This is a genomic window from Paraniabella aurantiaca (assembly GCF_050309965.1).
In the GTDB taxonomy this organism is placed as follows: domain Bacteria; phylum Bacteroidota; class Bacteroidia; order Chitinophagales; family Chitinophagaceae; genus Niabella.
Genome location: NZ_JBLOSY010000003.1, coordinates 1 through 26,382 on the forward strand (window position 1 = coordinate 1; position 26,382 = coordinate 26,382).

Genomic DNA, 26,382 nt, shown 5'->3' on the forward strand with positions numbered 1-26,382 from the left:
ATGAAAGAGCAAATTGAAATAAAGACGCTGGAGTTATTCCCTGTACTGGACAGGATGCTTGTCGAACTCTTAGAATCGCTGACCGAAGAGGAATGGAATGCACCTACTGTTGCCAAACTCTGGAAAGTAAAAGATGTAGCATCCCACCTGATGGACGGCAATCTGAGGGGGCTCTCTATTTCAAGGGATCATTATTTTGGTGAGCCGGCCAATAATATCAATTCATACCAGGACCTTGTTTCATTTTTAAATAATTTAAACATGACCTGGACCCGTGCTACCCAAAGACTCAGCCCTAAAGTATTGATAGAACTTTTGGCTATTACCGGAAAACAATATACAGCGCATCTGGAAGAATTGAACCCATTTAATAATGCTGTATTTCCGGTAGCCTGGGCCGGACAGGAAACCTCTCCAAACTGGTTCCATATTGCCAGGGAATACACTGAGAAATTCCTGCATCAACAACAAATAAGAGATGCAGTAAATAAGCAGGGTCTTATGACAAAGGAATTATATTATCCATTCCTCGACACATTTATGCATGCCCTTCCTTATACGTTTAGAAATACTGAAGCAGCAGAAAACACCGTTGTATCCGTTATGGTGTCAACAGATATCGGCGGACAATGGAACATCACAAAAACAGCAGCAGGCTGGGTTTTGAGGAAAGGCGATAGCACTCGGACCTCCCACTCAACAGTAACTATCGATCCGGATACTGCATGGAAACTGTTTTCCAGGAGCTGGACCGAGGAACAGGTAATGGATAAGGTTACAATAGCGGGTGACCGGGCATTAGGTGAGCAGGTGCTGAGAATGGTTTCGGTTATGGCATAGCATGATTAATTGCCCGGAACGGCAAGACATTTCAGAAAGCAACAAATAGGTTTTAGTCCAATTTCGCAGACCCTATTTTCTTCGCCCAGTCATTTAAATAAAGATCATCAATTGTAACATACATAGCTTTTTCGTTTTCCGGCAATATCTTTTTCAAGGCACCACCCTTTGCAGCGTTCAAACCCTTAAATACAAATTCACTGCAATACATCTTGTCATCGGTTTGGAAATTGAAAAAAAGATCGAATGCCAATCCGTTGCGATACTGATGCTGTGTCCAGCTACTCAGTACTGCACTTTCTTTATCATCCAGCGGATACCTGAACACCGCTACTTTATCAATATCTTCATCGCTGCAAAAATCCTTCATCGTTTGGCGCAAAAGCTTTTGGGAAGGATTATAGCTTCCCCCCAGTGCATGGTATACAAATACGGTATCCTGCTCAACCTGTACCAGTCCGCAATGAGAATAGGTTTTATCCTTCCTGTTGAAACTACGTGCGGCATTGCTTACTTCATCGTTGCCATTTCTTACGATCACATCACCACTCTTTACAAGTGCCTGAATCCTTTTTATCTCTTCCTCTAAGTTGGACCTTTTACTGGTGTTGCAGGCCAGCATACAAAAAAGAAAAAGGCATCCGCCTAAACGGATACCTCTGAAGGTGAAATGGGTTCTACCTTTATTACTTCGAATCCTGGCTCTCTGCACTTCTTTCATGCTCTGCATTGTAGGCCTTGATAATGGCTTTAACCAAACGGTGTCTTACCACATCTTCTTCATCCAGTTCAATGTAGCCAATCCCCGGAATATTACGCAGGATGCGTGCTGCGGTTTTTAAACCACTACGCTGGTTCTTAGGTAAGTCTACCTGTGTCATATCACCGGTAATAATGGCTTTTGCATTAGCACCAATACGGGTTAAAAACATTTTAAGCTGTAAATCAGTAGCATTCTGTGCCTCATCGAGAATAATAAAGGCGTTGTCAAGTGTTCGCCCGCGCATATAAGCAAGTGGCGCAATTTCAATCGTTCGCGTGGTCATAAAATAACCCAGCTTATCTGCGGGTATCATATCGTCCAACGCGTCGTATAGTGGCCTCAGGTAAGGATCAATTTTTTCTTTCAGATCGCCGGGTAAAAAACCCAGGCTTTCGCCTGCTTCCACAGCCGGCCTGGTTAAAATAATCTTCTTAACCTGTTTGTTCTTTAATGCACGTACAGCTAAGGCTACTGCCGTGTAAGTTTTACCGGTACCGGCAGGACCAATAGCAAAAACGACATCGTTCTTTTCGGCTTCCTGTACCAGCTTTTTCTGATTGGCTGTTCTTGCTCTTACGCTTTTACCATTAGGTCCAAACACCAACACTTCATTTGGATTACGCTCCATGAAGTTGTCAATCACTTCAACATCGTCGCCACCCAAAATCTGGTCGAAATAATTGTTACTCATACTGCCATTTCTTTCCAGATAGGAAATAGCCAGTTTAATTTTTTCCGTAGCCGCCTTTATTTGTTCGGGCGCACCGCTTAGTTTTATTTGCGTACCACGCGAAAGAATTTTAAGTAAAGGGAATTTCTTTTTAAGGATGTCGAGCTTTGCATTGTTAACACCAAAAAAATCCAGTGGGTTAACTGTTTCGAGGTTAATAATTGTTTCTGTCAAATCGGATATAGTTTATCATTAAGGCTCCCGGCAAAGAGCAAACCGGCTTATTTTTCGTCGTCCTGAACTTATTTACAGAACGCCTGCCCTTCTATCTCAAATATACTTTTCTTCAATCAAAAGAAGCGTATTTAACTTATCAACAATTGTGGATTTTGTTAAATCTTTTTTTATTGGCAAAGGCTTATATACTTTATACAAGATAGTAACACTTTTAGGGCGATGAAGTTTAGCCTGCCTGTATTTTTAACAAACAGTCATGGCTATTATCATTAGAATAAGGGATGCCTTAATTTATCCGAACCTTGTACATTTGACGATATTTTTAAACTAAAACTTAAAACGATGTACGAAAACTCCGGGATATGGCAAATGGTCTTCTTAGTTCCATTCCTGATAATAACGGTGATAGTTATTATCGCCTTGTGGAAGATTTATCAAAAAGCAGGATACCAGGGCTGGGAAGCCATTGTGCCTATTTACAACATTTATATTTTTACCAAGATCATAGGCAAACCAGGGTGGTGGGTAATTGTACTCCTTATACCTTACGTTAATATAGTATTCGGCGTATGGGGTTTAAATATGCTTTCAAAAAGCTTTGGTAAAGGCGAAGGCTTTACTGCGGGATTATATTTTTTATCATTCATTTTCTTCCCCATTCTTGGCTTTGGAGACGCGAAGTACTTAGGCCCTTTTGGCGATAAAGCAGCTTTCGACACTTATGGCGATAAAAATCGCTTCGATTTTGAGCGAGCACAACAATTTTAATAACGACTTTAAAACCGCCCTCTGGCGGTTTTTTTATAATGCTTTCAATTTTTCAACTGCTGCTATAGGATCACTCGCTCTGAAAACAGTGCTCCCTGCCACTAATACATCTGCACCGGCATCAATAATTTCTTTGGCATTTTCTACAGTCACGCCACCATCAATCTCAATCAATACATCCAGGTTACGTTCCCTGATCATTTGTTTGAGTTGCTTGATCTTCTCTAATGTATAGGTGATAAATTTTTGTCCGCCAAAACCGGGGTTTACACTCATCAGGTTTACGATGCTTACCTCATGCAGTATATCACTTAATAAAGACACCGGCGTATGCGGATTAACAGCAACTCCGGCCTTCATACCCAACGATTTAATCTGCGTAATATCCTGGTGTAACATCGGACAGGCTTCAATATGAATAGTCAGATGATCTGCCCCGGCATTTTTAAACTGCTCTGCATAGCGCGCCGGTTGCTCAATCATCAGGTGTACATCGCAGGGCTTATTAACGATTTTTCTGACAAACTCAATCACCATAGGACCGAAGCTTATATTGGGAACGAACATGCCATCCATTACATCCAGGTGCAACCAATCCGCCGCACTGTTGTTCACCATTTCACATTCTGCCTGCAGTTTTAAAAAATCAGCTGCTAATAAAGAAGGAGCAATCAAAGCCATAGTTTACTGTCTAAGTGCTGCAAAGTAAATGTTTTAAGCGTTAAGCCCCTACTAAATCCATAACAATTGCCTATTTTCGCTCACACAAATCTCGAAGCTATGCAAACCGGATTACTACATTTACACAGCTTTTTACGCTGGGCCATCGTGCTTTTCTTTTTAATCGCCATTTTTAAAAGTTTGGGCGCTGGCAATAAACCTTTTACCAAGGGGCATGCAACTGCCGGCTTACTGCTGATGATTTGCTGTGATATCAACTTGTTGGTGGGATTGGTTCAGTGGTTTACAGGTACCTTCGGACTGAAGCTTTTTCAGCAAATGCCCATGGGAGATATTATGAAAGCCCCGGTTTATCGCTTCTTTGCAGTAGAACATCTTTTAGGAATGATCATAGCTATTGCCTTAGTTCACGTAGGTAAGTCCTTTGCAAAAAAGAATATTCCCGATGCTACCAAACATCGCAAAACCGTTCTGTTTTATGTTATTGCTTTTATCATCATGCTGGCTTCTATTCCATGGCCGTTTAGAGAAGTAGGACAAGGAAGGGGATGGTTTTAGGTGAAGCTGGTTACTGGTTTGCTGGATGCTGGCCTGAAGATGCTTAATGCTGAAAGCTTATCCTGCCCCTGTCGAAGGATTGTATATTACCCATTGAAAATCGAGCATTGAATATTTTCCTTACTTGGTATTCCATTCACTGGTTGATTTCCCGCAGAGCGCGCAGATATGCAGAGACGCAGAACAATGAGTGTTGAATCTTGAACATTGATTACTGAATATTTCCCTACCCGCTATTCCATTCCACTGGTTGATTTCTCGCAGAGCGCGCAGAGATGTAGAGGCCCAGAACAATGAGTGTTAAATATTGAACATTGAGTATTGAATATTTTCCTAACCGCTATTCCATTCACTGGTTGATTTCTCGCAGAGGCGCAGAACATTAAACATTTCCCAACACTTACTACTTCCTATTCCCTACTGGCCATTCCCTACTAGCTATTCTCATTTCTTCCCCAACTCAATTACTTCGCAGTCTTTAAAATTACTGCCGTCAATAACGAAGCGGATCAGTGTACGTACTTGTTGCCAGCCTTGTTTGCCTGCGGCGCCGGGGTTCATGTGCAAACACTGAAGCACATCATCGAACATTACTTTTAGTATATGTGAGTGCCCGCTGATAAACAGCTGCGGCCTTTCGGCAATGACCTGTTTTTTGGTTTCCGCATTATATTTGGGGGGGTAGCCTCCTATATGCTTCATCATCACCTTTACGTTTTCAATCGTAAACGTTGCTACCTCACCAAACTGTAAACGGATATCTGCTCCATCAATATTGCCATAAACACCCCGCAATGGTTTAAAAGCACGCAATTGCTCGGCTATGATTGCGGTTCCAAAATCACCGGCATGCCAGATCTCGTCACATTGGTCAAAATGTTTAAACACCTGTTCGTCTAAAAAACCATGTGTATCTGATATAAGGCCAATGCGGGTCATATATAAAAAAGTTGAAGAGTCCGGATCATACAAAAAACATGCGTTCGTCTTCAAACTTACGGACTTTCCGACTTACGTACTTCTAACTTTCCTTAATCCTTTGTCATTCTCTGTGTGGAGATCAGAATTTTCTTTGCCACCAGTTGATTTTTCAGAAAAGCTTTCTTTTCAGTTTTAAAACCCCGTTTATGATAAGGCTTCTTTAATATTTTATTCAGATCCGGCCGGCCTGCATTTACCCATGCTGTGTACCAGAAATCAGCCAGTGCATCAGAAGACGCTATTAATTGATCGTTAATGGAGCTTTTTAATGCACGGGAATACTCTTTAGCAAATGCACTGGTATAAAACCTCCTGTTCTTACCCCAGCGAACTTCCCAACGGTACTTGGTTGAATCGGTAAAATTCTTTGATACTTCTTTCTCCTGTGCAAACATCTCGGGCAGTAAAGAGAAGGTATGTTCGATGATCTTCCATATTTCCTGCTCCGGAGACTCCAGGTATTTAGCCTTGTGGCGGCTACTTAGTTTATAACCCAGGATTTCTACTTCCGGCACGGTAGTTTCCCATAGGTCATGAATGCCGTTTTGCCCCGTAAGCTGACCATCATAATTAATAGAGGTATGCAAGGGCACGTGAGCATCAGCAATATAGTGACTCAGGTCTGCCGCATAAAACACAATACTATCTGCATTTTGTGAACGGAAAGCATCAGTTAGTTTATTCATATACTCCAATACCACATAGGGTAAAGTTCCATATTTAGCTAGTGTATCAAAGGTATATTTACTAACCGCATCTTCAAATTTGTGGGGAACAACACTAAAGGCAGAATCACCAAAATACTCCATATCCATATAGTGTTTACTCCCTTCCGATTCGTCTTTTGTTCGCCTTACATCAGGTCTTGGAGCCCCATATACCAATGAATCCTTATTAGTATAGAAAAATGACTGCATCGATTTGGGTAATTCGTAAATAGCTAACTGTGCAATAGTACGATGCACGAGGAATCCCCATCCTGAAACTGATATGATAATTATTATTAAAAAAGCTGAAAGTGTAAAATATTTTCTGTTCATATATTTGACAATAAGCTGCAAAGTTGCGGGAAATACCGGATCAAATCGCAGTCACAACATTAATATAGCAATAACAAATAAAATATTGACTTCAAACATGGAACTTATTGGTGCGTGTAAAATAAAAACAGTATCAACTGTAACAAATTATCTTTGATTGATACTAATTACCAAATCAATTTTATAATGCCGCTACTTGAAGTAAAGAATCTTAAAAAATATTTCGCTACGCAGAAAGCTGTTGACGATATCAGCCTGACTATTGAGCAAGGCCAGATATTCGGGCTGCTGGGGCCTAACGGAGCTGGGAAAACCACCCTGATCAGGATGATAACCGGTATCTTTTATCCTGATAGCGGCTCTATTATTTTCGACGGGAAACCTTTTGATCCGGCCAATGACATTGCGAAAATTGGGTATATGCCCGAAGAGCGTGGCTTATATAAGAAAATGAAGATCGGGGAACAGACACTTTATCTTGCTCAGTTAAAGGGGCTTGGTAAAAAGGAGGCTACAGAAAAAATAAAGCAATGGTTCGCCCGCTTTGAAATGGAAAGCTGGTGGAATAAAAAAGTGGAAGATCTCTCAAAAGGTATGCAACAAAAGCTGCAGTTTGTGACCACCGTATTACACAACCCCAAACTGGTTATCCTGGATGAGCCTTTTAGCGGCCTGGACCCTGTAAACAGTAACCTGATCAAGGACGAGATCTTCAACCTGGCCAAAAATGGTTCTACCATCATATTCAGTACCCATCGCATGGAACAGGTAGAGGAAATTTGTGACCACATTGTTTTGGTGAACCGGGGGCAGAAAATACTGGATGGTACTGTAGACCAGGTAAAGCAGGACTTTAAAGAAGACTTGTACAAAATAGCTTTTGCTGAAAATGGAATATTATTAGAAGACAATGAAGTATTCTCCATTAAAGACACCAGGGGCGACAGCATTATTGTTCAAAAAAGAGATGGCAGAACTAATAATGAAATGCTCCAATATCTTTTATCAAAGGGGATCCTGATAGAATCTTTTAATGAAATACTACCGAGTTTGAATGACATATTTATCCGGCAGGTAGAAGGCACTCCATTAGCCCGCCGTTTCCAGGAAATTGACAATTAATACCCAAACACAACTCATGAACAAGACATTCTTAATTATACAACGCGAGTTCCTAACCCGTGTACGGAAGAAAACCTTTATTATATCTACCCTTCTGTTCCCGCTATTATACCTGGGATTGATATTCGGCACTTCTTATATCGGTGCCAAATCATCCACTAAACTTAAAATTGCGGTAGTTGACTCTTCCGGAAAATTTACAGCTGCCAAAATTGCCGGCGCCAATGAAACAGGCAAATCCAATGTGCTGACCCTGGTAAAGGATGATCCCAGGAAATTATCAGAAAATTTTGAAACGCAGGGTTATGACGGCTACGTGGTCATTCCAGCCAATATCATGGTTGATAAAGCCCCCGGTAATATTTCGGTTAAATCCAACAGAACACTTGGCGCAATTTCTGAAGTACAATCAAAGCTTAATAATATCTGGAATGACATCAAGTACGAGGAGTTAGGTATTGATATGCAGAAACGCCAAACGCTTACCGGTAGTCATTTAAATGTATCTGCAGAAAACCTGAAAGACAAAAATTCGAATGGCACTTTCGCCATGATCATCGGCTATGCCGCAGGCTTCCTGGTTTATTTCATCCTGCTGATCTACGGATCCCAGGTTATGATGGGCGTAATGGAGGAAAAAACCAATCGCATTGCAGAAGTAATGGTATCTTCTGTAAAACCCTTTCAGCTGATGTTAGGCAAAATAGTAGGAATTGCATTGGTAGCCTTAACGCAGTTTTTGCTTTGGATTGCATTTGTTTTTATCATCTTTAACGTGAGCAAAGCCGCTGTTGAAGCCAATCCTTCCATGGGGGAAATGGTGCAAAGTGCCCAAAAGGTATTTACCAGCGTAAATATGGGATTACTGCTGAGCCTGTTTGCATTCTATTTTTTAAGCGGTTTTTTCTTTTATTCTTCCATTTACGCGGCGGTAGGAAGCGCAGTAAACGAAGATGTAAGGGAAGCACAGTCTTTATCTTTCCCTATAACGCTTATTATCATTTTCGCGATTTTTATGCTCACGATAGCCATGAAAGACCCCACCAGTCCTGTCGCGGTTTGGACGAGCATCATTCCATTCACCTCTCCTATTGTGATGATGGCACGCGTAGCATATGGCGTGCCCGGCACAGTACCCTACTGGCAATTAACATTAAGTATGGCATTACTGGTAGCCAGTTTTCTCTTTATGGTATGGTTTGCCAGTAAAATATACCGCACCGGTATTTTAATGTACGGCAAAAAACCTACCTGGCGGGAGATGATCAAATGGGCGCTCAGGAAGTAAGTTTGAAAACAGATTGTATATAAATAGTAGAGGATAGTTCATGGTTCATGGTTCATGGCCTGTCCTCTATCCATATAAATTGTTCTCTGCACTCTTCGCCTTACCATTTCCAATTCACAGTTCACCGCTATTTAGTCACAATTCACCGACCAGCACTATGCAGCGGGACCCGGAGCAGCTAATTTTGTGTTATAATTTTTAAGCGCAATGCTCAGGTTTTTAAGAAAATATAGTGAGGTAATTGTTTGGAACGGCGCACTGATACTATTGGGGGTTATGAAAGTAGACAATTCTACCTCGCTTTGCATTTTAAAAAACCTGGGATTTACCTGGTGCCCGGGCTGCGGACTTGGTCATGCTATTCACTATGCCCTGCATTTTGAATTTCAAAAATCGGTACAGGAACATATTTTAGGTATTCCCGCAACCCTGATCATTTTTTATCAAAGCTGCAAAGCAATATATACAATCAACAAAACAAACAACTATGGACCAGCAACAACTTTTAAGAATGTTTCCTGATATGGAATACGATGAAATGGCAACGATCATGCAACTTTCTCAAAATATGACCGAACAACAGCAACAAACCTTCCTGGCAATATTCCAGGGTAAAAGAAGAGACCGCACCTTAATGCTGGTACTTGCACTGGTAGGGTTCGTTGGCTTTGCCGGTATACACAGGATCATCACCGGTGATATCGGGCTGGGTATTTTATACTTCTTTACAGCAGGTCTTTGCTTTGTAGGTACTATAGTAGACCTTATCAACATTAAAAGCATTACCCTTACCTATAATCAGAAAATGGCATATGAAGCCGCTAATATGGCGGTTGCTACTTTCAGGTAATTTTATTTAGCAAAAGAGAATGCCGCTCCTGCATAATAATTTCTGCGTGGGGCGGCATTGTAATATCTGCCTGCCGCAGCATTAATATCATTTCCCAGGCTATAGGTTTCGTTGAACAGGTTGTCAACTCCTGTATAAACATTAACCTGTATCTTTTTTATAGCAGTAGTATACCCAATTTTTGCGGCAGCTAAGTGGTAAGGGTGGGCGGTAACTGTATTAGCGTCATTCAGAAAAATAGATGAGGCTCCATAATAAGACCCGACCAGGTACAAACCATTTTTTAAATAGGCATCACCCCAAATGGAAATAGTGTTGGATGGTACGCCGGGCAGCACTTTACCCGAAAAATCATTTCCGTCTTTTTCAAACTCGTTATACCTGAAATGGCTGTAAGTATATGCTGCAGTTAGCCATCCTGTTTCAATAAATGAACTGCGCCGGATATAATTAAACCGGGTAAACAGTTCTATCCCACTTTGCCGGGTGCCGCCTGCATTTGTAAAATAATCTGCACCAGCTTCATCACGCCGCTGCACCAATGCATCCTTTAAACGAAAAGTAAAAACACTGGTTTCAATTTGTAAACGGGGCAAAGAATTAATTTTTCCCATCAATTCGTAATTCCAGCCCTTTTCAGCCTCTAACCCGGTATTAATAACTCCTGTAGAAGGTAACAATTCTGCTACTGTAGGCGGAGAAAATGATTTAGATACTAATACACCAATGCTGTTATTATACCCAAAAGCCCTGGAAATAGCAAACCGGGGTATTAGCTCTGTGCTGAAGGAAAACGGCTGGTTTAAAACAGGGTGATCGCTTAGTCTCTCGAAGGCGATCCTGCTTTTATTATAACTTAGTCCGGCGCTATAGCTCCACTTATTAGCCATATCAAACACTAGCTGGGAAAAAATTGTATACACCGTAGTTTGCACATCGTCGTTGGTTTGCAGTGTATCTGCAGTCCCATTTCTATTGCCCAGTACTTTTACATTAAAGTTACCCGATTGTAATTCTGCACCGTTCTGCCAATCGATGCGGTTACCATTACCAATTTTCTTATCCAGTTTAAAAATGGTCCTGGCTCCAAAATGAGGTTCATTACGCATTTCATAATTCCTGACAGCGCTGTTTTCAACACGGTTATAAGATCCATACACCGTTGTACTGTTAGAGAATGCTGCGCTGATTTTATTTTTATATCCCAGGCCGGCAGTGAAGTTTCGCTGAAATATGGCAGCTTTAGCATCCAGTGCCGAGGGGAAAATACCCGCAGCCGGCCGCGCAGATCTTGGGTTGGCCTGAAACTCTTTAAGAGTAAGCCCTCCGGGAGTTTGGTAATACATATCAGCAAATAAAACATTGGCGCTTATTTGCTGTTTATCAGATATCTTGAACTCACTCGTCCAGGAAAAATTATCCCGGCGCATTGCCGATTGTTCGCGGTATCCTTCCGTTTCATTATGCGAATAACTCATACGTGAAGCACTTTTCGCGCCTGCAATATTACCGGAAGCCAATACCCCTCTTAGCTGGTAACTGCCTCCAAACAACTCTACTGATGCTTCTGTTGTCTTTGCTGGAATATTTTTGATCAGCACCTGTCCGCCCGTTCCTGCGCCATAACCGGTGTTCGCGGTACTTTTAACAAATGTCATTTCCGAAAAGCTATTCAATGTAAGCTGGTTAAAATAGGTATTACCTCCGGGATCAGTTAAGGGAATATCATTCCAGTAAATTTTTATATTTCGTACGCCAAAAGGAGATCGCAGGGAGCTTCCCCGCATATTAAGCCTGTAACTGCCGGGAGACCGCTCCTCCATTCGTACACCAGCCACTGTATTGATAGCATTTAGCATGGCGCTCTTATTAGCAGGTGGCTCTAACAGGCGCTTTTTAACCACCGCAGCAGTTGTAGCGCTTTGAAATCGTCCTTCGGTAAAAACGGTATCCTCAGCTAACCTTCTACCTGAGTCTAAAGCTGCCACCTGTGCACCTGCTGAAACAGGCGTCCACAGCAACGCCCCAATTACCAGGTAACAAATAACCAAATGAAAATCGAGTAAAGGAACCAGCCTCAAATTTAATTTACGGGAAAAGCTATACTTCATGAAATTGATTAACAAAAAACGATTTAGAGGACTAAAATTAAGATAGCCCGTTGTAATTTCGTTCAGGTTTCCAACATTTATGCTGGTGCTATTTGTGGCATGAATTTTTGTAGGAGAATAATGATTTTCAGAACTATCCAAACCTTATTATATGTATAACCGTATTTTTATCAGCTGCCTGTTACTGCTGATTCTTTTTGCGTGTAAGAATGAAGACAAGAAGCCTGCCGACACAGGTGCTTCCACGAAAGACAGCCTATCAGAAAAACAAAGTTTGACCGACACTTACTTTTTTAAAACCATGGAAGGCACGATAGCAGGAAAACCTGTGGTCATGCATATAGTAAAAGCAGCCGATCGTATCGACGCGAATTATTATTATGTAGAACAGGGGCAGACGATCTTCCTTACCAGGAACTGGGAAAAAACATCGGGAGATAGCGTGTACCTGATAGAGATCACCAATATAACCTCAGGAAAATCGCCCTCTCTGGCTATGGCCATTTCAGCCGATGGCATCAAAGGCACCTGGACGAGTGGTGATGCAACAACATCTTATCCCATCGATTTAAAGGAATCCGCTATTCAACCATCTATAAATGTTGTGGCGATAGGAGCGGTGGATTCGGCACAATACCTCAAATTCAAAAAAGATACGCCAACGCTCAAAACTGCCGTAAGTGTTATAGCTGCCGCCGACGAAAACCAGGCCTGGCTGAATGAGAAGGTAAAAGGATTTTTAGGAGCCGGTAGCAAAGGGGACAGTCCGGGCCTACCGATGCAACAGGTAGTTAACAACAAGGTGAAGCAGGCGGTTGACGGTTATGGGGCGGAAGTTGATAGCAGCATTGTTGGTATTGCTGACGATGGGCCGCACTATTTCTTAAACAGGGAATATGAAGCAATAGGTAATGTGCTATTTAACCAGAATGGTTACCTGGTGCTAAGCATGTATAGCTACGCTTATACCGGTGGCGCGCATGGCAACTATGGAACAAGCATGTATTGTTTCGATGTTACCGCCAAAAAACAATTATCGCTTGGGGATTTGCTATCCATCGATTCTACAACCATGCAACAACTGTTGGAGCAACATTACAGGAAGCAGTATGCGGTACCGGCTTCTACCCCATTGAATACGCGGTTATTTGTAAAAAAGCTGGAACCCAATAATAATTTCTACTTCTCGCCTAAGGGGCTGGGCTTCTCCTACGCACCCTACGAAATAGCATCTTACGCCGACGGTGAAATAAAGGTTTGGATACCATTTGCCGAGTTGAAACCTTACCTTAATGCCGACTTTGTGAAGCGAATGCAATTGTAGAACTTTTTTAATGCTTTAACAATTCGGATAGATTCGGATTGGCGTAATCCTGCTATCTTTAGCGCAAATGTTACGGCTGCTGTTGATTTCATGCTTTTTGACTGCTACCTTTGTGGGCGCTGCACAGGTGCCTGATTTCATTTCCGTAAGAAAGAAAAATGGTGTACCTGTAAAAAATTACTATGCCGGCACCAATATATCCTTCCAGGCTACAGATGGCAGACGATATGATGCGTTAATTCATAAAATTGCTAACGACAGTATTTACCTCCGGTATTTTACAACAGCTCCCTATACCAATATTTTTGGAACGGTGAGCTATGATACGGTAACTACTTATATTTTACAGCTTCATTATAAAGGGATTAAATATATCAATACCCCTAAAGCCAGCTACCGGAACCATTACCTGGGTAAGCTGGGAGGAATTGCAGCCATTGGCGGACTGGGCTACAGTGTTTTGAATATTGTTAACGGCCTGATAGAAAAAGCCGATCCCTTACTTGACAAACGAAATGCACGAAATGTAGCTATTGCGACAGGCATCGGCGGAACCGGGTTACTGATCAACCGGATTTTTCGAAGCTCGAAGAAGGGTAACCGGTATAAGATCGTTTATGTTGATATGAGTGTTGACAAGCCATAATGCTATTTCCCGGGCCTGCCCTCCTTCTATTTTTACCACAAATACATGATTCCGATTTTCTTCTTTTCTTTGCAGAAATTCTTCAGGATAAAAACCTGACAAAACATGCAAAAAACTATCCAACTCAAATTATCTCCGCAGGAGGCATCGGATCATGCTTTTATTCATCAGCAAATAGCAGCCATCGAAAATACGGATCCCGCCAACGTTACAGGGTTTACTATATTAAAGCATTCAATTGATGCACGGTCCAGGCAGCCCTGGTTCAATTTAAAAGTAAACGCTTTTATTAATGAGCCTTACCAGCAACGTGAACTACAGTCCTTTCAGTTTAAAGATGTAAGCAAAGCAGAAAAGAAAGTTATTGTAATAGGTGCCGGTCCGGCCGGATTATTTGCAGCTCTTCAGTTAATTGAGAATGGGATACAACCTATTGTACTGGAGCGTGGTAAAGATGTAAAATCGCGCAGGCGCGACCTTGCAGCAATGAACAAGGAAGGAATTGTTAACCCCGAAAGTAATTACTGTTTTGGAGAAGGGGGTGCCGGTACTTATAGCGACGGAAAACTGTATACAAGAAGCAACAAAAGAGGGGATATTGACCGGATACTAAACCTTTTCGTACGATTTGGCGCGGAAGAAAAAATACTCTACGAAGCACATCCTCATATCGGCACGAACAAGCTCCCCAAGATCATTACGGCTATGCGCGACCAGGTAATTGATTGCGGAGGAAAGGTATTGTTTGATCAAAAAGTAGTTGACTTTATTATTGACAACCATATTCTCAAAGGTGTTATAACGCAGGACGGCACTTCAATAGAAGCCGAAGCTACTATTCTGGCTACCGGCCATTCTGCCCGCGATATATTTCATTTGTTACACAAGAAAAATATTTTAATAGAAGCAAAGCCTTTTGCTTTAGGAGTTCGCGCAGAGCATCCGCAAAGCCTGATCGATAAGGCACAATATAAATGCGATACCCGGGGAGCCTACTTACCTCCTGCATCTTACAGCCTGGTACAACAGGTTAATCATATTGGGGTATTCAGCTTCTGTATGTGTCCGGGGGGCATCATTGCACCTGCGGCTACTGCACCAAACGAAATTGTAGTCAATGGCTGGTCTCCTTCAAAACGAAATAACCCTTATGCCAATTCCGGCATTGTTGTACAGGTGCAATTGGCTGATGTAATTAACAATTCAAAATCCGGGGAAGCAGATCCGCTGGCCCTGTTAAATTTTCAGCAGGAAGTAGAATACAAGGCGTTTCAATCAGGCGGCGGCGCGTTAAAGGCACCTGCACAGCGTATGGTTGATTTTTGCACTAACAAGTTCTCATCTACCCTGCCCGATTGCTCTTACCTGCCAGGTATCAGCAGCGCCGATCTGAGTGAGGTATTGCCGTCGTTTATACATGGTGCGCTGCAAAAAGCCTTTGTAGAATTTGGTAAAAAAATGAGGGGATACTATACCAATGAAGCCGTTCTCGTAGCAACGGAATCAAGAACTTCGTCGCCGGTAAGAATACCCAGAGATACAGCAACATTGCAGCATCCACAGGTTAAAAACCTTTATCCCTGCGGCGAAGGGGCTGGCTATGCAGGCGGCATTGTAAGTGCCGCCATGGATGGAGAACGGGTAGCAAGAAGTATAACTCAAAAAATTGCTGCGGGTTAGCATTATTTTAAATGATGGCCTTTTAACAACTGCGCCCATATAAAATAGCTGGTCGCCCGATATCATAATGTACCAATCCAATTTTCCCATATGTGCGGTAGCGCTAAGAAGGCTACCTGCACAACATCTTTTCATAGAATTTAGTAACGGCACAGAAAAGCTCAGGAATTGTAATCTGAGACTAACTAAAATACAACTCGAAAAAGAATTTTCAAAATATTTTTCACCAATCAGGGACAAATATACGCCGTTACACCACAAAAGAAGAATACGCTTATACTGCAATTCTTTTGCAGAGCTTGAAAAATGAGTTGATATTTGGTATATAAAGTAGTACACATGAAAAGGAAAATACATCAGGGTAAAATATACGACAAGGAGAAAACCAAACAAAAGCTGATCAAAGCAGTTGGAAGTATATTGGTCAAAGAGGGCTTCCAAAATATTAAGGTCAACAGAATCGAAGCCGTTTCCGGTGTGTCTAAAAAGTTGATTTACCGGTATTTTGGAGGACTTGAAGGATTGATCCAGGACTACCTGGAACAAAGAGACTTCTGGAACATCCAGATCAAACAAATGGAAGGCAGTTCATATGACACTACTACTCCCCTGGAAAAAGACGAGATCTGCTCCGTCCTCGAAGATGATTTCCGTTTTTTTGAGAAATCGCCGGAAATGCAAAAAATTATCCTTTGGGGTATCAGCGAAAAAAATAAAACACTCAAAGCTATTGCCAATAATCGCGAACGATTTGGGAAACCGGTTTTCAAAAAAGCTGATCTTACTTTTAAAGATACCGACATTGACTTCCGGGCGGTTTCAGGTACTATTGTAGCAGCCATTTATTACCTGATCCTGCATGGCAAAATGCTGGGCACCACCGTCTGCGAAATAGATATCACGAAAAAAGAAGGCAAGGAACGATATTTAAATACATTTAAGAAAATAATAGAGCTATGCTATGCAGAAGTGGAAAAATAAGTATCAGTTATAAGCATGTCTCTACCAGTACTGCTTTTATTTGGGCGGCTTAACGACCCTCACTATTATTCTATAAAGAAACCCTACACCACCTCATAACTATTAATACAACCGGAGCAATTTCATTATCTACCCCAACCAACTGACAGCTGAACACCTGGCCTTAGCTCTTTAAAGAAATTATTGAAATACATAAAGGGTGCTGCTCACGCAAAGGTTGCCTGAACAATATTTTAGTTAGATAAAAGTGGCGAGTGGCAGGCACTACACAGGCAGCATTATTTATTGGTGTAACAGGAAGGATATTTTTTACTGCTGGTTCTTATCATGGTTAGCCTGCAGATCAGTATCCTTTGCAATATCATGCTCATGGGCCGCCACTACTTTATCGTTGTGCAGGTTTTGTATAGAGTCTTCATGTTCCACTTCTACTTGTTCTACCCACACCGCATATTGATTGGGATAAATATTCATATCGTTATGTATGGCAAATACCCTTGTAAAAGCGGCACCGAAATAAAGAATAACCGCGGAGTAGTATACCCAAAGCAGTATGACAATAATTGATCCGGCAGCGCCATAGGCGGAGGTCATTTTATTATGCCCCAGGTAATAGCTTATCAAAAACTTTCCCAGCATAAAAAGGATAGCGGTAACAAACGCTCCGGCACGAACAGCCTTCCACCGGATACGGGCATCCGGCAACACTTTAAAAATCATCCCGAACAAAAAAGAGGTGATTAAAAAGGTGATGCCAAGATTGGAGAGGTATGCAATAGTAACTTCTGTTTCGGGTATGCTTTTAGTGAGTTGATCAATGAAGATGTCCATTAGGCCGTTTACCAGTAAGGACACCAGCAGCAGAAAACCTAAAGAGATCACCACGGAAAATGATAGCAACCTGTCAATAATCAGCTTTAACCAGCCCTTTCCCTTCTTAGGCCTTGTTTTAAGCCGCCATATAACATTAATTGAATCCTGTATTTCCGCAAAAACACTGGTAGCGCCAAATATTAATGTTCCCAACCCTACTACAGTTGAAAACCCTTTACCGGAAATATCATTTGACGCTTCCTGTATAGTTGTTTGTATCTGCACCTTGGCGCTTTCACCAACAAGACCTTGTATCTGGCTATATAAGCTTTCCTTTACAGATGCATCATGACCCGAAAATATATCTGCTATCCATAATACTACAATTAATAAGCCCGGTATAGAGAAAATCGTATAATAGGCCAGCGCTGCACTTAATTTAAAAATGCGCATATCGAAAATCTCTTCGACAGACTGTTTGACTATGGTCCAGATTTTCTTCATTACGGTTGCTTCAGTTTTGCATTATTGGCATGACGTTCTGTATCTCTTATAGTTTTCTTATCAAAGTTTTTATTTAATGCCTCGGTAAGGTTGATACCGGTTTGATTGGCGAGGCACAATACTACCCACAAAACATCTGCCATTTCATCCGCCAGCATTTGCTTTTGTTCTTCTTTGGTATAAACTTTATCATTCTTATAAGATTGCTCTCCATAAATACGTGCCATATGTTTGGATAGTTCGCCAACCTCTTCTGTGAGGATCGCCATATTGGTAAGCTCTCCAAAGTACTTAACACCAATGGTTCTGATCCATTCATCTACCTGTTGCTGTGCTTCGTTGATTGTCATTTTATTCTTTATTCTTTGTGTCAATAATAATAGTTACAGGGCCATCGTTAACAAGCTGCACCTGCATATCGGCCCCAAATACACCTGTTTTAATGGTTTTTCCAAGGTCTTGCTGTAGTTGTTCTATCATTTGCTCATACAGCGGAACCGCTACAGGTGGTTTACTTGCCTTAATATAGGAAGGCCGGTTGCCTTTTTTGGTTGATGCATGCAGTGTAAACTGGCTTACTAATAGTATATCGCCTCCCACCTCCTTTACCGATAGGTTCATCACACCCTCCGCATCGTTAAAAATCCTTAACTGCGTTATTTTCTGGCTAAGCCAGCTAACATCCTCGAGACTATCCAGGTCTTCGATACCCAGCAATATCATTAATCCCCTATCAATAGCAGCATGCACAACATTATGAATCGTTACCGAGGCATTTAAAACTCTTTGAATCACTACTTTCATGTATGCAAAATATAAAATCTAATTTAGAGCGATAATTAAATAAAATGGATGTATCAAAAGAAATTATTTTCAAGACTACCCGCAGCGGCGGTAAAGGAGGTCAAAACGTAAACAAAGTAGAGACAGCAGTGCTGGGTAGCTTGCACATAGACGGTTCTGCAATGCTGTCAGCTACTCAAAAGCAATTGCTACACGAAAAACTACTGAACCGTATTAATAACGAAGGGTACTTGTGGGTTAAATCAGAAAACTATCGTACACAGCTGGAAAACAAAGCCGATGCAGCCCGCAAAATAAATGAGCTCATTACCAAAGCACTTCAAAAAAAGAAGGCCCGTATTGCCACAAAGGTATCAAAAGCATCTATTGAAAAAAGAATAGAGGGCAAAAAGAGAAAAAGCATTATAAAAGATAATAGAAGAAAATATCGCGGGGATTAAGTGTACTAACCAAATTGTTTGTTATTTTTAACAGGTTTCAAATAAAAGTTCGATCTGAACCTCTTTGCTATTTAAAATTTAGTGCCAGTTAATATGAAATTCAAAACAATATCGAATCCTGTAATATGGGGTTTCATCCTTTTTATGTGCAGCGCTTATAATGCATCCGCTCAAAAAACTAAAACCATTAATTTACTCAGTAAAGAAAATGCTTCCCAATGGAGAGGATACGATGCAACAACACTACCTCCCGGCTGGATATTGAGCAATAATATGCTTTGGGTAGACAATGACAAGATCAACGAGAAAGTTAATGATGTGTCTTATAAAGGCAGTCGCGACATCATTTTTTCCGGACAGGAGTTTGAGTACTTTGAACTGACACTGGATTGGAAAATTGGTGCGGGAGGTAACAGCGGTATCTTTTATCATGTAAAAGAAGGCTATGGCGGCCCATCTAACATTTCGCCTGAATACCAGCTGATCGATGACGAAAATTATGCCCGGATGCATAGTAACCTAAAGGATTACAATGCTCAGTTTGGCGCCAAAAATCCTGAACAGTTGCAGGATTGGCAAAAGACCGGGGCCGATTATGCAATGCACCCTGCTGACGAGAGCAAAAAAGTGTTGCACCCCGCCGGCCAATGGAATACTACAAAGATCGTTGTAGCGCCCGGCCGCGTTGAGCATTGGCTTAATGGCGTTAAAATTGTAAGTTTTAATCCTGATTCGGAAGATTGGCAAGCGCGGAAACAAGCCGGCAAATGGGCTAAAAGTGCTAATTACGGGAAATTTAAAACGGGATATATAGGGTTGCAATATCATGGCAGCTCTTTATGGTTTAGAAATATAAAAATAAAACCACTTAAATAAGTATCAATAACGAAAAGCCATTATTAAAAACAAAAAACAAACTGATGAAAAGGATTGATTTTATAAAAACCTCAGCTGCCGGTAGCTTAGCATTCTTGCTGCCGTTGTCTTCGATGGCCTCCGGAACTAAAAAGCTGAGAGTTGCCCAGGTTGGTTTAGGCATGATGGGCACAGCCGATCTAAAAGATATTGCGTCGCACCCGGCGGTAGAAGTAGTAGCACTTTGCGATGTAGATATGAACAAAATAAATGCAGTAAAAGGTACTTATGCCGGCGCCAAAATTTTTACTGACTACAGAAAGATGTTCGAAAGTATTGGCAATGAGATAGACGCTGTTATAGTGTCAACGCCAGACCATGCACACGCACCCGTATCGCTGCTGGCCATGGAGCTGAATAAAAACGTTTACTGCCAGAAACCGCTTACCCACTACATTTCCGAATCGCGCAAAATGGAAAAAGTGGCGGCGCAGAAAAAACTGGTTACACAAATGGGCATACAGGTTCATTCTTTTTATGATTATAAACTGGCTACCATACTTATTCAAAAAGGCATCATAGGGAAAGTTAAAAAAGTAATTGCATGGTCGCCAAAAGTATGGGGATACGACGGGCCCGAACCCGAAGGAAGCGACCCTGTACCGGAAGGCCTGGACTGGAACCTGTGGCTGGGCACTGCCAAAGAAAGACCCTATAAAAAAGGATTTTATCATCCGGGTAACTGGCGCAAATACCTTGACTATGGGTGCGGCACTTTAGGCGATATGGGCGTTCATATTTTTGACACCCCCTACAACGCGTTAAAGTTGGGCGTTCCATTAACGGTAACAAACGAATGCCGCGAACCCAACGGTTTTGGACATCCCGAAAAAAATCATGTTGTATATGTTTTCCCCGGCACTCCTTATACGGCTAAAACATTAGAGTGGGTTTGGTACGACGGTAAAGGAGCTCCCGAATTACAGGAAGAATTGAAACTCCCCAATGGTGAAAAATTACCGGATCAGGGAGCCATGTTTATCGGTGAAAACGGGCAGCGTCTTTTATTGCCACATTTCATGCAACTTCCCAAACTGATTGTTAATGGAGCTTATCAAACAATCGATATTAAAAAGTACGATACCAAAAGTGAAGCAGGCAAACCAACAGTAAGTTATGATGTTGAGGGCCAGAAGCATTACCACGAATTTGTAGACGCCTGCCTGGGCAAAGCCAAATGCAGCGCTCCATTCTCGTACTCTGCCAAACTCACAGAAGTTATTTTGCTGGGCGTAATCGCTGCTCAATTCCCCAATAAAACCTTGAATTGGGATGGTAAAAATGCACGGTTCAAAGAAACAGAGGCCAACAAATTTCTGGAAGGTCAGTACCGTAAATTTTAATCAGAATATACATATAAAAAGAGCCCGTGGTTTTGAATCACGGGCTCTTTTTATAGTCAGCTACTGTTATTTAGAAAATCTGAAATTGGCGAAATAGTAAACAATATCCTGGGTTGGAGCAAATGTCAAGGAAGGCTCTCCTCCAATATTGATTACGATAACCCTGTTGTGTTTACCCACGCTTTGTGAGAGGTCAACCGTCATGTCTGTCCAGGTTTGCAGACTGGCATCGCTAATGGTAAAAGCGTCTTTGCTATACTCCCAATATTGCTGTCCAAAACTACTCTCCGTGGTAAATGCAAACGAATAATTCATAATTCTCATCCATAGCCTGTTATAGGGCGCGTAAGTACCCGAGATCACAGATTTTGGGGGACCATATACTTTAAACTTCAAAGATTTATACTGAGCAACATCAAACTCATATTCTTTTGGAATTTGTATCACTAAAGTACCATTCTTAGCTCTCATTGTAGCTTTCAATACGTTTTGCAAGCCCGTTCCGGCTGGAAATGTTGCGGGTGAAATTTCTACATCCAGCTTCCAGTTAGCATCTTGTACAACTCCATCTAATAAAAATGGCGACAACGGAATTAATGCTTCATCAGGCTTACCTACAATTTCCACCAGCCCCCGGCTTACATAAGGCGCCAGCTGGGCATCAATACCCATCGAATTAGCTACATATTTCACCTTGGTAAGTGTGCCCAGGTCCAACAGATCTAACAGGAACTGCGTACTGGTGGCAGGCATATCTCCAACACGGCGCGCAAACGGTACAAACGGACCTCTACCTATTGTATCTATAACACCATTCCGATTATAACTATTGGTGGTCATTTGAAAAACAGATCCGCCCGTTAAATCGATCTCTTTCACTCCCGGGAAATAGAAAAGATCCTGCAGCGTTGTCGTATGTATAGGGAAGGTCAGTTTTTGAACAGCAGCAGCCGCATCAAAAATAAAATTAGAAAGACCGTTAGCATTTAATACTCCCAATTCGGTAGGTGTAAATGAAGCTGAGCCTACCGGCGTATTTACCTGCACTGTGCGCGTTGTCCAAACCGTATCTAATATAGCCACACCGTTTACCTTGGGAATAACCTTATAGTTAAAATCAATAGTAGAAGCCGTTCCTGCGTTTAGGTTAGACATGAGGACTCTTGGATTCTGCGCACGCTCACCTTCACGGGTTACGCCGCTTTTGTCTTTATACGAATATTTGAGACCGTAGTAATTAACCAGTGCTGTAGTAAGGCTACCCGGCCATGTAAATATAGCGGCAGATGGTGAAGTAAGTGCCTGCGGGGAAGTAATTACTAAATTAGCCAGATCAGTCTGCGTATAAGGTATTAGCGCAATTTGTTGAGGTACAGATATATTCCCCTCATCGTCTTGCGTATACACCCTAAAACGATAGAGCTTTGAGACTTTAAGGTCTTTTATATTCAACCAGGACGCCAGGGTATCCAGCACTATCTTCTTATCATCATATTCTACTATAGTTTTTACTGCTTTCCCCAGTTTAACCTGGCCGGCTGGTATTCTACCAGCTTTCATCAGGTCGATCTCAACGCGTTCAAATCCAATGCGACCGATAATAGTGTCATATTTTCCAGGGTATACTTTTTCCCCGGCATACTTCTCTATATTATCATACATTTTACTGCATGACATTACAACGGTAAGACCGATCAGCAGGCTTAAATATATCTTGCTATTCATAATATTAATATTTGAAAGAGTTCTTATTGAGCTTTTTTACCGTACAGTGTTATTTCTGAAAGACAGTTAGCATCGTCCAGTGTATAATTTCCTGAAAAGCCCTTGACAGCCTCAAAGCGGAACTTACGTGTAGCCTTGGTATATCTCGGATTATCGGGATACATATAAGCCATATCACCCGCCTCTCCAAATTTTACAAACTCCAGTTCTGTGAGTCCAACAGGTACCGGTATTTTATACTCTTTAAACACCTGCTCCCATTTCTGGGTTGGCTCGTCCCAAATATACACGTTATACATTCCCACGTTTTCTGTTCGGTAATACTGCCCACGGGTTACGTTCGCTAAACCACCTGAGTGGCGCTGCACGGTTATGATACGGCTGATCTCGTAATATCCTCCCAGGTCAATAATAAAATTCCAGGGCATATTACCGTCAGCTGACCTGCCGGTTTTACCCCGACTCTGCGTATGTAGAAAATTGAGGTTATCTCCCCTATCAATAATGTCATCAATCACCTTTAACGATCTTCCTTCCAAACCATTTCCAAACATCATAGGCACACCACCTACCGAATCATTGGGATTAGGTATCGTCCAACCCTGTTTAGGAATTTTAATATCTTCCAGTAAAGTAAACTCACCCTTATCTACGAACTCAGTTGCGTTACCATAAGTATCTTCTACTTTTACCTTCACTTTTACTTTTTCGTTGGATGGCAGATTAAGGTTATTGATAAATCTTCTGTCTGCAAGCAGGTTTGAAGAGAAAACACTGGTCAGTTTTCTTGGCCCACTTCCCTGGTTAAATTCATATTCTACATAAACATTAATGTTCTGTTTTAACTCATTTTGCCAGTCGAGGAAAAATGAACTAAATCCTGCCTTAGCCTGTATTGTTTTAGCAACTCGGGTATATGCCGGTTCCATAGGCGTAACTTTTACGTCAAGGGCATCACTTCTGTTGCCTGAGCGGTCTACCGCATACAACTGCACCGTATACTCATCCATACTTCCGAAACCATACACATCCAATGAGTCAACAAAATACGAAGACATAAACGTGAAAGATTGGTTACTCTTATTAGTGTATACAGCCTCAACACCCAGTAAATCCTCATCTTTTGGAATAGTATAAAAAAAACGGGCACCCCCAAACAATGGCTTGTATTCCTTCAAGGTAACTTTTCCCGGCGGCGTACTATCCCCGTTCTCGGTTTCAAAACGGTCTGCTTTGCCGCACCTGCCAAAAAGTAATATAAAGAGTGCCGTTGATATAATCAGTTTATTTTTCATATCCATTTTATTATTTTATGATTCAATAAAACCAGCTGCTTTACCAACCTGGATTCTGAATTAATTTTCCATTAGTATTCATCTCATTTAAATCTATTGGCCAGAGGCAGTCTGTAATCGTAAATCTTCTCGCCTGCTTATCCTGAAGAACGAAAAATGAACTGGCATTGGTACCTGTATGTGTCCAACCTCTGATGGGCAAAGAGAAGGCTGTTACTGCCCTTTTATGGCGGATCATATCCCAGAAATACTGGCCTTCAAAAGCAAATTCAATTGACCTTTCCTGAAGTATAATATCGCGCAACCCTTCTTTTGAAGTATGCTTGCCAGGGCTCCTGCACAAGCTGGGGTCTGCCCATACCACCTGTACATCCGGCACCCCTGCACGACGTCTTACTTTGTTGATCTCTTCATAAACCTGGCCACTCGGTCCCGAAAACTCATTCATCGCCTCCGCCTTCATCAAATAAAGATCAGCCATGCGTATCAGGGGATAGGGAAATTTTATGGTCCGCTGCCATGCACCAGATTGGCTTTCCGGGTGAACAAACTTCTGTACTCCTATTCCTGTAGCTATATAGTCGGTATTGTTAACAGATGAGTTAAAGCCACCATCTGTACCCGAGAACATCATAGTATTAACACGAACAATATGTGCTCTCCAATAACCGGCTGTAATACCCAGGTTGGCATAAAAGCGCGGCTCACGGTTCATGTATAGCCGAATGGTTTGCGCACCGGGCTGCATAATTCCCGACAGGGGTCTATATTCGGGAGCAGCTGCCCCGGGCGTAGTTATAATTTCATGCATGATGCTCTTATCAAATGTCTGATCTTCCTCAATCGGCAGCCCGTTTTTAGTATAATAACGTTCGGCCATCTGGTAAGATGCTCCCAGCCATTGCCAGGAAAACGCTGCGGTATTTACCACGCCCTCATAACCAGCCGGCAGCCTTATATTGGTAGCATGAGCCAGCTCACCCTGATCATAATAGTTCAAGTTAGAGTATCCCCATACCAACTCTTCATTCCATGGATCGCAGACCAACATTCTAAGGTTGTATAAGGTTTTCATATTATCACCATTTTGGGCAAATGCATCACGGTCGTATGAGTAAGGCTCTCTTGTATACTGGTACAAACGCTTACCATTGGCTTCGGCTATGGCTATTGCTTCGTTAGTAGCATCCAGGGCCTCTTTCCACTTTTCCTGCTTGTAATCCACATCAAAAAATGGCTTGCCATCTGTATCCATAAAATCGCCGAAATACTCTCTGTTACCGTTAAAGAAAGGACTGGCCCTGAAAAACAGTACTTTGGCTTTGATTGCTTTAGCCACTATCTGGTCGATCTGACCAGCATTATTGGCATCGGTACGCTCCACTAAATCGGGAATAGCTTCATTGATAAGACCAAGGATGTATTGAAAGCACTCCTCCACTTTTTTACGAGGAAGAAATAACTCTTCTGGCTGCGATTCAGGCTGGGCCATTTTATCAGGAATAACTATAGGACCATAATGCTTCACCAGCAAAAACATGTAATAGGCTTTCAACATCTTTACCTGGGCCTTCCATTCTTTTATCTCCGCCTCCTGCATATCACGAACCTTGTCAATATTGGCAAGGAATACATCAGCCTGCCGTATACCCCTGTACAAGGGCTTACCACCTTCCGTTCCAGACCAAAATCCTAACTGGGGAGCGGTTTGCGATTGCAGGCCACGCATAATTCGCATCGCGCGTAAATTACCGGTATTGTCGTTCAGGTCGAGACGACCCAGCCACTCGTCACCCAGGGTCCAGGTACTTAAATGCGTATCATCATCCCTCGGAATAAAGTTATAAGCTCTTGCAAGCGCATTCCAGGCATCGGTTTTAGTGTCATAGATATCTTCCACCTTTAGCGTGTTATCCGGCACCACATCCAGGTACTTCTTACAAGAAACAGCAGCAATAAGTATAATGGCTAAAACAGTTGTATTAAAAAGTTTCATGTTCCGA

The 26,382-nt window shown here is 41.9% G+C and carries 25 protein-coding genes and 1 pseudogene; 14 read left to right on the plus strand and 12 right to left on the minus strand.

The genetic code is table 11. From position 1 onward, the window contains the following. Positions 1-840 (plus strand): maleylpyruvate isomerase N-terminal domain-containing protein (locus ACLOAU_RS23210; protein ID WP_427864313.1); only part of this gene is annotated, 840 nt, incomplete at its 5' end. A gap of 52 nt (positions 841-892) precedes the next feature. Here the strand turns inward: ACLOAU_RS23210 and ACLOAU_RS23215 are convergent. Both ACLOAU_RS23215 and ACLOAU_RS23220 read right to left on the minus strand, forming a co-directional pair. Then, positions 893-1,561 (minus strand): YiiX/YebB-like N1pC/P60 family cysteine hydrolase, encoded by a 669-nt coding sequence (locus ACLOAU_RS23215; RefSeq protein ID WP_427864314.1) that lies wholly within the window; start codon positions 1,559-1,561, stop codon positions 893-895. After that, on the minus strand, positions 1,527-2,507 hold the full coding sequence (locus ACLOAU_RS23220) for a PhoH family protein (protein WP_427864315.1): 981 nt from the start codon (positions 2,505-2,507) through the stop codon (positions 1,527-1,529). The genes ACLOAU_RS23215 and ACLOAU_RS23220 overlap by 35 nt, the downstream gene beginning before the upstream one ends. Positions 2,508-2,852: 345 nt before the next feature. Between ACLOAU_RS23220 and ACLOAU_RS23225 the strand changes: the two genes are divergently transcribed. Further along, on the plus strand, positions 2,853-3,278 hold the full coding sequence (locus tag ACLOAU_RS23225) for a DUF5684 domain-containing protein (protein ID WP_427864316.1): 426 nt from the start codon (positions 2,853-2,855) through the stop codon (positions 3,276-3,278). A 33-nt stretch (positions 3,279-3,311) separates the two neighbouring features. On the opposite strand, the gene rpe is transcribed toward ACLOAU_RS23225, so the two are convergent. After that, positions 3,312-3,959 carry a ribulose-phosphate 3-epimerase gene (gene rpe, locus ACLOAU_RS23230; protein WP_427864317.1) on the minus strand — a complete coding sequence of 216 codons (648 nt, stop codon included), beginning with the start codon at positions 3,957-3,959 and terminating at the stop codon, positions 3,312-3,314. 99 nt (positions 3,960-4,058) lie between these two features. On the opposite strand from rpe, the gene ACLOAU_RS23235 reads away from it, so the two are divergent. Beyond that, a complete protein-coding gene (locus tag ACLOAU_RS23235; protein ID WP_427864318.1) occupies positions 4,059-4,517 on the plus strand; it encodes a hypothetical protein in 459 nt (152 codons plus the stop codon). 444 nt (positions 4,518-4,961) lie between these two features. Here the strand turns inward: ACLOAU_RS23235 and ACLOAU_RS23240 are convergent, their stop codons facing one another. Then, positions 4,962-5,456: a metallophosphoesterase family protein gene (locus tag ACLOAU_RS23240; protein ID WP_427864319.1), complete on the minus strand. Its 495-nt coding sequence runs from the start codon at positions 5,454-5,456 to the stop codon at positions 4,962-4,964. Positions 5,457-5,548: 92 nt separating this feature from the next. Further along, a complete protein-coding gene (locus ACLOAU_RS23245) occupies positions 5,549-6,538 on the minus strand; it encodes a zinc dependent phospholipase C family protein (RefSeq protein ID WP_427864320.1) in 990 nt (329 codons plus the stop codon). Between the two features lie 186 nt (positions 6,539-6,724). Between ACLOAU_RS23245 and ACLOAU_RS23250 the strand changes: the two genes are divergently transcribed. The 4 genes from ACLOAU_RS23250 to ACLOAU_RS23265 all read left to right on the plus strand — a co-directional run bounded on the left by ACLOAU_RS23250 (position 6,725) and on the right by ACLOAU_RS23265 (position 9,798). Then, positions 6,725-7,660 carry an ABC transporter ATP-binding protein gene (locus ACLOAU_RS23250; RefSeq protein WP_427864321.1) on the plus strand — a complete coding sequence of 312 codons (936 nt, stop codon included), beginning with the start codon at positions 6,725-6,727 and terminating at the stop codon, positions 7,658-7,660. Positions 7,661-7,676: 16 nt separating this feature from the next. Beyond that, positions 7,677-8,948 carry an ABC transporter permease gene (locus ACLOAU_RS23255; RefSeq protein WP_427864322.1) on the plus strand — a complete coding sequence of 424 codons (1,272 nt, stop codon included), beginning with the start codon at positions 7,677-7,679 and terminating at the stop codon, positions 8,946-8,948. 207 nt (positions 8,949-9,155) lie between these two features. Continuing rightward, the gene (locus tag ACLOAU_RS23260) at positions 9,156-9,470 is read left to right on the plus strand and encodes a DUF2752 domain-containing protein (RefSeq protein ID WP_427864323.1); all 315 of its coding nucleotides are present in this window, start codon (positions 9,156-9,158) and stop codon (positions 9,468-9,470) included. After that, the gene (locus ACLOAU_RS23265) at positions 9,436-9,798 is read left to right on the plus strand and encodes a TM2 domain-containing protein (RefSeq protein WP_427864324.1); all 363 of its coding nucleotides are present in this window, start codon (positions 9,436-9,438) and stop codon (positions 9,796-9,798) included. The genes ACLOAU_RS23260 and ACLOAU_RS23265 overlap by 35 nt, the downstream gene beginning before the upstream one ends. 2 nt (positions 9,799-9,800) lie before the next feature. Here ACLOAU_RS23265 and ACLOAU_RS23270 read toward each other — a convergent pair whose 3' ends face one another. Beyond that, the gene (locus ACLOAU_RS23270; RefSeq protein ID WP_427864325.1) at positions 9,801-11,909 is read right to left on the minus strand and encodes a TonB-dependent receptor plug domain-containing protein; all 2,109 of its coding nucleotides are present in this window, start codon (positions 11,907-11,909) and stop codon (positions 9,801-9,803) included. Positions 11,910-12,060: 151 nt separating this feature from the next. On the opposite strand from ACLOAU_RS23270, the gene ACLOAU_RS23275 reads away from it, so the two are divergent. From ACLOAU_RS23275 to ACLOAU_RS23290, 4 genes are all read left to right on the plus strand, one after another. Then, a complete protein-coding gene (locus ACLOAU_RS23275; RefSeq protein WP_427864326.1) occupies positions 12,061-13,233 on the plus strand; it encodes a DUF3298 and DUF4163 domain-containing protein in 1,173 nt (390 codons plus the stop codon). A 97-nt stretch (positions 13,234-13,330) separates the two neighbouring features. Then, complete coding sequence (locus ACLOAU_RS23280) at positions 13,331-13,879, plus strand: hypothetical protein (protein ID WP_427864327.1); 549 nt, start codon at positions 13,331-13,333, stop codon at positions 13,877-13,879. A 105-nt stretch (positions 13,880-13,984) separates the two neighbouring features. Further along, positions 13,985-15,559, plus strand: a complete 1,575-nt coding sequence (locus ACLOAU_RS23285) for an NAD(P)/FAD-dependent oxidoreductase (protein ID WP_427864328.1) — start codon at positions 13,985-13,987, stop codon at positions 15,557-15,559. A 339-nt stretch (positions 15,560-15,898) separates the two neighbouring features. Continuing rightward, positions 15,899-16,540 (plus strand): TetR/AcrR family transcriptional regulator, encoded by a 642-nt coding sequence (locus ACLOAU_RS23290; RefSeq protein WP_427864329.1) that lies wholly within the window; start codon positions 15,899-15,901, stop codon positions 16,538-16,540. A gap of 309 nt (positions 16,541-16,849) precedes the next feature. Here ACLOAU_RS23290 and ACLOAU_RS23295 read toward each other — a convergent pair whose 3' ends face one another. The 3 genes from ACLOAU_RS23295 to dtd are packed head-to-tail and all read right to left on the minus strand — an operon-like array spanning position 16,850 to position 18,661. Further along, positions 16,850-17,857, minus strand: coding sequence for a YihY/virulence factor BrkB family protein (locus ACLOAU_RS23295; RefSeq protein ID WP_427864330.1), 1,008 nt, complete (start codon positions 17,855-17,857; stop codon positions 16,850-16,852). Continuing rightward, positions 17,857-18,207, minus strand: coding sequence for a nucleotide pyrophosphohydrolase (locus tag ACLOAU_RS23300; protein ID WP_427864331.1), 351 nt, complete (start codon positions 18,205-18,207; stop codon positions 17,857-17,859). The genes ACLOAU_RS23295 and ACLOAU_RS23300 overlap by 1 nt, the downstream gene beginning before the upstream one ends. A gap of 1 nt (position 18,208) precedes the next feature. Beyond that, positions 18,209-18,661, minus strand: coding sequence for a D-aminoacyl-tRNA deacylase (dtd, locus tag ACLOAU_RS23305; protein ID WP_427864332.1), 453 nt, complete (start codon positions 18,659-18,661; stop codon positions 18,209-18,211). A 59-nt stretch (positions 18,662-18,720) separates the two neighbouring features. Between dtd and arfB the strand changes: the two are divergent. The 3 genes and pseudogenes from arfB to ACLOAU_RS23320 all read left to right on the plus strand — a co-directional run. Then, positions 18,721-19,101: pseudogene (gene arfB / locus ACLOAU_RS23310) on the plus strand (alternative ribosome rescue aminoacyl-tRNA hydrolase ArfB); the annotation flags it as partial. 93 nt (positions 19,102-19,194) lie between these two features. After that, positions 19,195-19,977, plus strand: a complete 783-nt coding sequence (locus tag ACLOAU_RS23315; RefSeq protein WP_427864333.1) for a 3-keto-disaccharide hydrolase — start codon at positions 19,195-19,197, stop codon at positions 19,975-19,977. Between the two features lie 44 nt (positions 19,978-20,021). Continuing rightward, a complete protein-coding gene (locus tag ACLOAU_RS23320) occupies positions 20,022-21,359 on the plus strand; it encodes a Gfo/Idh/MocA family protein (protein ID WP_427864334.1) in 1,338 nt (445 codons plus the stop codon). A gap of 66 nt (positions 21,360-21,425) precedes the next feature. Here the strand turns inward: ACLOAU_RS23320 and ACLOAU_RS23325 are convergent, their stop codons facing one another. The 3 genes from ACLOAU_RS23325 to ACLOAU_RS23335 are packed head-to-tail and all read right to left on the minus strand — an operon-like array spanning position 21,426 to position 26,375. Further along, positions 21,426-23,084 (minus strand): DUF4998 domain-containing protein, encoded by a 1,659-nt coding sequence (locus ACLOAU_RS23325; RefSeq protein WP_427864335.1) that lies wholly within the window; start codon positions 23,082-23,084, stop codon positions 21,426-21,428. Between the two features lie 23 nt (positions 23,085-23,107). After that, positions 23,108-24,379, minus strand: coding sequence for a DUF4959 domain-containing protein (locus tag ACLOAU_RS23330; RefSeq protein WP_427864336.1), 1,272 nt, complete (start codon positions 24,377-24,379; stop codon positions 23,108-23,110). 40 nt (positions 24,380-24,419) lie between these two features. Continuing rightward, positions 24,420-26,375, minus strand: a complete 1,956-nt coding sequence (locus ACLOAU_RS23335) for a RagB/SusD family nutrient uptake outer membrane protein (protein WP_427864337.1) — start codon at positions 26,373-26,375, stop codon at positions 24,420-24,422. Positions 26,376-26,382: the final 7 nt, after the last annotated feature.